This is a genomic window from Streptomyces sp. NPDC051907 (genome assembly GCF_040681075.1).
GTDB lineage: Bacteria > Actinomycetota > Actinomycetes > Streptomycetales > Streptomycetaceae > Streptomyces.
Genome location: NZ_JBFAYB010000094.1, coordinates 25,638 through 33,983, shown reverse-complemented (window position 1 = coordinate 33,983; position 8,346 = coordinate 25,638). Strand labels below are relative to the sequence as shown.

Annotated in this window: 6 protein-coding genes; 3 read left to right on the top strand and 3 right to left on the bottom strand. The window is 73.3% G+C overall.

Annotation, left to right across the window (positions count from 1 at the left end):
- The first annotated feature begins 536 nt into the window (after positions 1 to 536).
- The 3 genes from AB0M39_RS33670 (at position 537) to AB0M39_RS33660 (ending at position 5,870) form a co-directional block, all read left to right on the top strand.
- Positions 537 to 1,649, top strand: coding sequence for an acyl-CoA desaturase (locus tag AB0M39_RS33670; protein ID WP_365370532.1), 1,113 nt, complete (start codon positions 537 to 539; stop codon positions 1,647 to 1,649).
- Positions 1,650 to 1,718: 69 nt separating this feature from the next.
- A complete protein-coding gene (locus AB0M39_RS33665; RefSeq protein ID WP_365370530.1) occupies positions 1,719 to 1,901 on the top strand; it encodes a hypothetical protein in 183 nt (60 codons plus the stop codon).
- A gap of 564 nt (positions 1,902 to 2,465) precedes the next feature.
- On the top strand, positions 2,466 to 5,870 hold the full coding sequence (locus AB0M39_RS33660; protein WP_365370528.1) for a hypothetical protein: 3,405 nt from the start codon (positions 2,466 to 2,468) through the stop codon (positions 5,868 to 5,870).
- Positions 5,871 to 5,935: 65 nt separating this feature from the next.
- Here AB0M39_RS33660 and AB0M39_RS33655 read toward each other — a convergent pair whose 3' ends face one another.
- The 3 genes from AB0M39_RS33655 to AB0M39_RS33645 form a co-directional block, all read right to left on the bottom strand.
- Positions 5,936 to 6,739 carry a hypothetical protein gene (locus AB0M39_RS33655; protein WP_365370526.1) on the bottom strand — a complete coding sequence of 268 codons (804 nt, stop codon included), beginning with the start codon at positions 6,737 to 6,739 and terminating at the stop codon, positions 5,936 to 5,938.
- Positions 6,740 to 7,216: 477 nt separating this feature from the next.
- Positions 7,217 to 7,459, bottom strand: coding sequence for a hypothetical protein (locus AB0M39_RS33650; protein WP_365370538.1), 243 nt, complete (start codon positions 7,457 to 7,459; stop codon positions 7,217 to 7,219).
- 167 nt (positions 7,460 to 7,626) lie between these two features.
- On the bottom strand, positions 7,627 to 8,226 hold the full coding sequence (locus AB0M39_RS33645) for a class I SAM-dependent methyltransferase (RefSeq protein WP_365370524.1): 600 nt from the start codon (positions 8,224 to 8,226) through the stop codon (positions 7,627 to 7,629).
- Between the last annotated feature and the right edge of the window lie 120 nt (positions 8,227 to 8,346).

The window sequence follows — 8,346 nt, the reverse complement described above, 5'->3', positions numbered from 1 at the left end:
TGCGGCCGCGAGGGTCCGCGGACGGCGCCGACTGGCCAAGGAGCCGTCTACCGCCTCAGCGGCCGGCGGCGGCGCTGCGGGTGCGCCGCTCGGAGTGACCGCCATCGGGACGCCAGAAGGCGACGCGGCCGGCGCGGGAGGGATCGCCGGGGACGAAGACGGCGCAGAGCCGGGCGAGTTCGAGTGCGGAGCGAGCCGTCCGGGTCGCGTCCCCGGAGGGCTCAGAGGGCTCGGAAGGCGTTGCTGCTGGGGTGCTGTGCACGGGGATGGTGGGATTCCTCAAATTTGACTACTGCGGACCGAGATCGCCGAGGGTACACAACCGAGCGCCCCGACGGACGGGATTTAGGTGTGGCCTGGGTCACATTCAACGCCAGGGGTGTACTCAGCACCACCCCCCGCCACGGGCTTGCCCCCGCCTGGTCCGGGTGGTGGCGCCATGGCCGCGGACCGCCCCTGATTCATACGTTTGCTCAGGTCAGTGCAGCCATAGCAGCCGACGCAGCCCAGCGCGGCCGACAGACCGGAGACCCTCGATGACCCAGGCCACCCTTGATCTCGCCGCGCTCGCGCCGTCGCTGCCCGGCCCCGGCAGGGGAGAGGGGGCCGGCAAGGGGGAGCGGTCCGGCGCCGGAAGCGAGTTCGGGCCCCTGCTGCGGGCCGTCAAGGAGCAGGGCCTCCTGGAGCGCCGCCCCGGCTGGTACGCCCGCGGCATCGCCCTGAACCTCATCGGCCTCGCCGCCGTGATCACGGGCACAGTCCTGATCGGCGGCTCCTGGTGGGTGCTCCTCCTCGCACCGGTGCTGGCCGTGCTCTCCACCCGTACCGCCTTCTTCGGCCACGACGCCGGACACGCCCAGATCACCGGCGACCGCCGCACGAGCCGGATCGTCCAGCTCGTCCACGCGAACCTCCTCCTCGGCATGAGCCAGGAGTGGTGGAACGACAAGCACAACCGCCACCACGCCAACCCCAACCACATAGAGAAGGACCCGGACGTCGCCGCCGACATCCTGGTCTTCACACAGAAGCAGGCCCGGCGCCGCACCGGATTCCGCGGCTGGCTCACCCGCCACCAAGCCTGGCTGTTCTTCCCGCTGACCACCCTCGAGGGCATCGCCCTCAAGGTCTACGGCTTCCAGGCCGTGTTCTCCAAGGCGGCCGGCGCCCGCCAGTCCGGCCGCTCCCGCGCGGTCGAAGCCGCCCTGCTGCTGACGCACGTCGCCGCGTACGCGACCTTCCTGCTGACCGCCATGCCCCTGGGCCAGGCGCTGCTGTTCGCCCTGATCCATCAGATGCTCCTCGGCCTCCACCTCGGCTTGTCCTTCGCGCCGAACCACAAGGGGATGGAGATGCCCGACGAGGAGAGCGGCGAGCGCTGGGGCCATCTGCGCCGACAGGTCCTGACCTCCCGGAACGTCCGCGGCGGGCTCGTCACGGACTGGTTTCTCGGCGGCCTCAACTATCAGATCGAGCACCATCTCTTCCCGAGCATGCCCCGCCCGCACCTGCGGCTGGCCCAGCCCCTGGTGCGCGCCCACTGCCGTTCCCTGGACATCGCCTACACGGAGACCGGGCTCGTCGACTCCTACCGGCAGGCGCTGACGCACATGCACGAGGTCGGCGAACCGCTGCGCACCGCCGCATAGTGGAACCGTGGAGCGTGCGCGCACGTTCTCAGTGCAAGTGCGGCCCAGGCCGCGAAGGAGGCGTCGAACATGTCGACACGTACGAAGATCGTGATCGGGGGAGTGGCCGTGGGCCTCCTCCTGATGCCCTTTATCGGATTCTGGATGTCGCTGCTGGTGGTGGTCGGGGTGCCGACGGCGGCGTATCTGATGCTGGACACCAACCAGCGCCGCAGGCTCCGGCGGATCAGCCGTAAGGAGATCGGCCGCTAGGCGGCGCCCGCCGAGGCCTCTGGCCGCCTGCTGGGCGTAGCCCATGCCGGTAGATCGACGCCTTCCAGAGCTACGCCTCCAGATCGATGCCCTCAGATCGATGCCTCCAGGACGGCCTGCCCCGGCAGGCCGTCGGCACGGACACGGCCGTCGGCAGCGTGCACGAGGCTCAGACCTTCAGATGCCGTGCCTCCCACGCGGACCCGCCACGGCTCCAGCGGGCCTGGAGCGGACATGAGGTGCGCCGCGAGCGCGGCGCGAGAGAGTCGAGGACATGAACCGCCCGCGGACTTGTCGACCGCACGGTCCGCGGGCGCTGCGAAACGGCGGTCTCGCGGACAGCGGGGCGCCATTTCTCGGGCGGTGCGGTCTTCCGGGCAGTGCGGGCTTCCGGGCGGTGCGGCCTCCCGGGCAGGAGGGAGACGGCCGGCCCGCGTCGGGCGATCACCTCCAGGCTCCGGCGACTCGTCGCGCGTTAATGAGTTGCCGTCGTCGACGGCCTGCTGCGAGCATGATCCGCATGATGACTCGAAAGGGGGCCTCGCGATCTCTCGGTGATCGCTGATGGCCACACCCCGTACCCCGCAGAACCAGCCCCAGCCGCAGTCGGAGCTCCAGCCGGAGCCGCTGACCCCGGGTTGGCTGGCCGTCCACTTCGACGCACTGCCGTTCCCCGCGCGATCCAGCGCTCTGGCGCGCTACGCACGCGCTCTCGCCCCAGAGGCCTACTCCGCCCTCAAGGGTGCACTCGACGCCGGCGACCCCGACCAGCGACACACCGCTCTCTTCCTCGCCGTCGCCCGCCGTGACACCGCCGCCGTGGCCTCGGCCCTCGCCGATCCGCTGCTGCGCCGCCGCGCGCTCTCCGCCGCGATCCGACTGCCCGTACCCGAACAGGCCCTGGCCGAATCGGCGTTGAACGACGCCAAGGCCGTGCGCCAGGCGACATACCGCGTGCTGAGGCTCAGCCGCCGCACCGCTCTGGCCGACTCCCTCGTGTCCGGGGTCCATGAACGCTATGGCGCGCAGGAAGCGGCACGTCTGCTCGTCGCCTGCTCGCCGCAGGCCGTCGCACGGTGGCTCCCAGAATGCGAACCGCCGCCGGGAGTGCTCAGCTCGCTTGCCCGCACCGCGCCTATGGCGGTCGCGGAGCACCTCGCCCACGGCCACGAGAGCCGGAGCGGGCCAGAGCGCCGGAGCCGGCTGCGACAGAGCGTGCCGCTGGCCGCCGTGCTCTCCGAACGCGACCCAGAGGCCGGGCTCCTGCTGCTGGCGCGCGCCCCCGAACTGATCGCCCCGCGCGCCGCGAGGGCACTGCTGCGCCGCCCCGCCGACGTACTGGACATCCTGCGCACACCCCCCGCCGGCGAACCCGACGGGGACCCGCGCCCCCTCCTGCGGATCGCGGCCGGCCCGCTTCCCCCGTCCGTGCTGCGTGCCGTGCGCGCCCTGCCGCCGGACGACCTCGCCTCGCTGGCCGCCCTCTGCCACGTCGAGACAACCCGCGTCCACCAGCCAGGACGCCAGGAAACCGCCCCGGACCCACTGCTCGTCCTCCTGCCGTCGGGCGAACGCCGCCGCATCGCCGAAGCGCGGATGAGCGATCGAACCGGCATGCGCAGGATCCACCCCACGCTGTCCGCCCTCGCCCCCGAGGACCGCGTCGAACTCGTCGACGCGGCGCTCGAGCGCGGCGGCTCCAGCCCTGCCCGGCGCAATCGCTATCTGGCCGTACTGCCCCTCGACCACGCCGAGCCCGCCCTGCGAGAACAGACCGAACAGCACCGCGTGCACGAACGGATCTACGCCTGGCCGGCCCTGCTCGCGTGCGCGGAACTCCACGGCGACCCTGAGGAGTTCGCCCGAGTCGTCGCCTCCTGCGAGCGGGCCTGGCACGACCAGAACGACGTCCGGCGCTTCGCGCTCGACCAAGTGGCCGGGGCGCCGCCACGGTTGCTGGCCGCCGTCTCGGAACGAGCACTGCGCGATGCGACGCTCACCGCCGTCCAGTCGCGCGACACCACGGCTCAGACGCTCGCCGCCCTGGAGCGGTGGCTGCGCCGAACCGCGGAGAGCGCGGCCGCGCGCGGCGACGGCGCTCGGGCCGCCTATAGCGCTCGGCTGCTGTGCGACGTACTCACCGACCCTCGACGTACCGGCCCGCGCACCCCGCTGCGGATGGACGCCGAGGCGGCCCAGGCCGTCTGGAGCGCGACGGCCGAGCGACAGCGCGAGCGCGCAGAACAGCTCATTCCCCTCGCTGAGCTGCTCGCTCCTCACCTCGCCCGTCTTCCAGAACTCGACGCCCTGCTGCGGCGCACCCTCGACGAGCACGACGACGCGGAGCTGGTCGCCCGGGCCGCCGCCGTCTGGGCCGCACCGGTGGGAGGGCGTGAGAGCCGCTGCGCCGAACTGATCCGCCTGGATCCGTCGTTCGCCGTCGTCCCGCGTGTGCTGCGCACCCTCGTCGAACGCCGCACCGATCTGCTCGACGAGGTTCTCACCGCCGCGAACGACGGCGGACCGCACGGACGGGCTAGGCCGCGACCCGCCCCCTGGGCGCCCCGCCTGCGTCCCGGTGCGAGCGCACGCTGGACGCCGGCGCAGCGTGCCGCCTGGCACGAGCACACGGCCGCCGTCGCCGCGGACGCATGGGCGCCGGTGCGGACCCGCGCGGACGCCGCCGCCTCGCTCCGCGACCCCCAACGGCTCCTCGTCCTCGCCGCGGACGCCCCCCAGCCCGTCTCGGCGGCCGCCCTGGGCGCTCTGGGAGAGAGCGAGGCGACGCAGGACCTGACGGCGACGCTGCTGCGGTACGCGGGGACGGGCGGCGTCCGCGGGCGGGCCGCCATGGCCTCCGTGCGCAAACTGCTCGACACGATGCCCGAGCAGCAGGCCGTCACCCTGCTCGCACCCCTGCTGACCGACCGGCGCACCCCCGTCGGCACGCGGAAGGAAGCCGCTCGCGCACTCGCGGCGCTCCCCAGGGACGACGCGTTCGCCGCACTGCTCGCAGGCTGGGATCTGCCCGAACAGCATCGGGACGTACGGGCGGCGATGGCCGGGACCCTGCTGCGCGCCATAGCCGACGAGGACGTCGCGCGGCGGCTATGGCGCCACGTTCGGGAGCCCGCCGTCATGGAGGCGGCGATCACCGCCCGACCGCAGCTGGTCCCTCAGGAGATGCGGCCCGCCTACACCCGCTTCCTCGCGCGGCTGCTCGACGACTGCGGCAAGGACGACGAGCAGCTCGCGTGGGCGGTGTGCGGCGCCCTGCGCGTCTGGTCGGCCGCCGCCCCGGGGCCCGCGTACGCCTCGCTCGCCGCGGCCGCACTCAGGCCAGGGCTCTCGAACCAGGTGTGGGAGAGGGCCGTGGCCCATCTGACCGGCCGCGCAGGCGACGGCGACGAGAGAGCGAGCGACTCTCTCGTCGAGACGCTGCGCGCGCTGCTGCGACAGACCCCCGAGGCGAGCCCGGACGACCGGGTCTGGGCCGTGCGACGACTGGACGGCTGCGCCGCCGCGCTCTGCAACGCCTCGACGCCGAACGCCCGGATGCCGTTCGCCGAGCCGGTGGTCGAGATCCTTCAGGAGGCGGGCCTGGCCGCCCGGGCCGCGCGCGTTCTGTGGACGGCGGCCCTGGCCTCCCTCCAGTTTGGCGACCCGGCGCCAGAGCGGTGGGAGCGGCTGCTGAGACTCATCGAGGAGCGGCCGGAGCGGCTGCCGCTGGACGACGACCGCTCGCTCTCGCTCGGCAGGCGCAGCGCGACACTGCGGACGGTGGTCCAGCGGCTGCGGGAGCGCGGCACCCCGGCCTCCGGCAGCTGCGCCCTGTTCCTGGTGCGCCGGGCGGGCGCCTCCACGTCGTGGCAGAGCCCCTGGCCCGAGGAGCTCGAGGCGCTGCGCGCCCACCCGGACCCGGATACGGCGATGGGGGCGCTGCTCGCGGGACCGGCGGCGCAGGAGTGAGGCGAGCGCTATAGCGCTCGCCATCCACCCGAAGCCGCGCGATCCGCGATCCGGGGCAGCGGGGCTCAGGCCGGGCGCACGGCGATCTTGTCGAGGCCCTCGAGCAGCTGCGGCAGCTGGTCCGCCCTGCCCACCGGCAGCACCTCGCGCGGCTCCTCGTCCAGCAGCACGAAGGCGATGTCGTCGGTCCTGGCGACCATGGACCAGCCGGGACCGTCGACACGCAGCGTCCGCGCGCCGCCCGGAGCGAAGCTGGATCGGATCCGCCCGAGCGGAGGAGGAGACTTCAGATAGTCGCCCGCCTCCTTGAGGGCCCTCAGAACGCCCTCATGGAGCTCCCGCCGGTCGTCCTCGGGCGTGTCCGGCGTCGCGAACGACTCCTCGTCGTCGATCTGCTCGCGCCACTCCGCCCACTGCAGCGCGATCTCGTCCGCCCCGAGCCGACGCTGAGCCGGCCCCCACGCGTCGGTGTCGGGCGGCGCGAGCAACGGCCCCTCGCCCTCCTCGGGCGCCGGATCGTGCGGCGCGGGCAGCCCCGGGGCGGCGACCGCCACCGCCAGCGGCCAGCCCGGCAGCGCGGCGACCACCGTGCGCTCGCTGGGAGACAGATCATGCTCCATGCCGCAGTCCCAGGTCGCGATGGCGACCGCGACGAGGGACACGTCGTCGATGACGACCGTCCAGCGCGCACCGGCGGAGTCCTGGCCGATCACCAGCCCGTACCCCCGGGGATACGGCTGCAGGCCGAGCGCGGCGCACGCGGCGGAGAAGTCATCGCCGAGCACGCTCGGGAACTGCGCAGGCGTGAGCAGCACCGCGGTCAGCACATACAGCGCGTCATCGTCGACGGCGTCTTCCGTCCCGGCCACGTCACCCTCCCATCTCCATCCCCGCCCCATCATTCGTCGGCGCACACTAACCAGTGAGTAACCCGGTCGTCGAGAGTCAGCGGAGGGAAAATGGCTCGGCCCGTTCCGCGACCGGCCCGTAGCATCGCCCCATGCCGCCGGCCAGCCACCACTTCATCTGCCTCCCCTGTCGCGCGTCGTACAAGAAGGCGGCCCGCCCTCCGGGGGACCGAGGGCACGTCTGCCCGCGCTGCGGCCGGCAGCTGCTGAACGCCGGCGGCGCTCTCGCGGCGCCGCGCCGCCGAGACGCGGCAGGGTGGCGGGCGCTCTCGGCGGTGCTCCTGGCCGGCCTGCGGTTCCGGCAGGGCTGCCAAGGCGACGGCGAGGGCTACCGGCCGCGGACGCTGCGCGAGGTCAAGGAGCGGCTCGCGTACGCGGAGCGCGCCGGGCTGAGTCCGGCCGAGGTGCTCGCCCGCCCCGACCTGTCCGTCGCCGACGTCAAGCGGCGGGCAGGCCGAGGAGACTACGGGCGACCTCCTGAGGCGTCTCGTCCCGCTCGCGGGCGAGGGCTATGACCGCGCGGCAGGCCAGCTCGCTGACTCCGAAGGAGAGCGCCTCGGGGGAGACCCAGGTGACCGCCTCGTCCATCTGGTCCTGATCGTCCTCCGCGCATCCCGACACGTATACGGCGGCGGCCTCGAAGATGTTGTGCTGCCGGGCCGGCGGTTGGGGCTGCGGCAGCGGCTTCTCGGGCGCTCGGTACGCGAAGAACGCGCGGAGTCTTCTGAACACTCTGACCACCTTCCCCCAGGGCGGCTGGGCGCCGCCGATCTTTCAAGTCTTCCACTGATGCGCGGACTTGGAACTGCGGCGTCGAGGCCGGTGTCCCGCGGCTCGGGCCGGCCGGCTCAGTCCTGACGTACGGCGAGGGCGAGGAAGCGCGCGTCCTCGTCCACGTAGGAGATCATCCGCCAGCCCGAACCGGCCAGCAGGGGCCGGAGGTTGGGCTCGGCGCGCAGATCGTCCTCGGTGATCTGCCGGCCATGGCGGGCCGCGAGGGCCGCCCTGCCGATCGGGTGGAACAGCGCCAGCCGACCGCCGGGCCGTACGACGCGCGCCAACTCCCGCAGATTCTCCGCCGGTTGCGGCAGATGAGCGATCAGCCCGGCGGCGAACACCGCGTCGAGGCACTCGTCGCGCAGGGGCAGACGGGCCACGTCGGCGAGCAGCAGCAGGCCCGCGCCGCCGCGTCCCGCCCGCGCCGCCTCGTCCAGCATCGCGGGCGTGAGGTCGGCGCCGAGCACCGTGCCCGCGGCCCCCACGGCGGACCGCAGGGGCGGCAGCGCGCGCCCGGTGCCGCAGCCCGCGTCGAGCACCGCGTCCCCGGGGCGCAGCTCAAGGTCGGCGACGGCGGCGGCATAGGCCGGCCCGTCGTCGGGGAAGCGGCTGTCCCAGTCCGCGGCGCGGGCGGTGAAGAACTCCTGCACATGCGTGTGGTCGTCGGCCATGGATCCATGATCCCTCACGACGGAGACGACCGTGCGGTGCACACGTTCGAGCGCTGCACGATCGTTCAGTAGCGTCTCTCTGTCATATTCCAGCAGCTTTCGAAACGCGCCCTGAGCGTG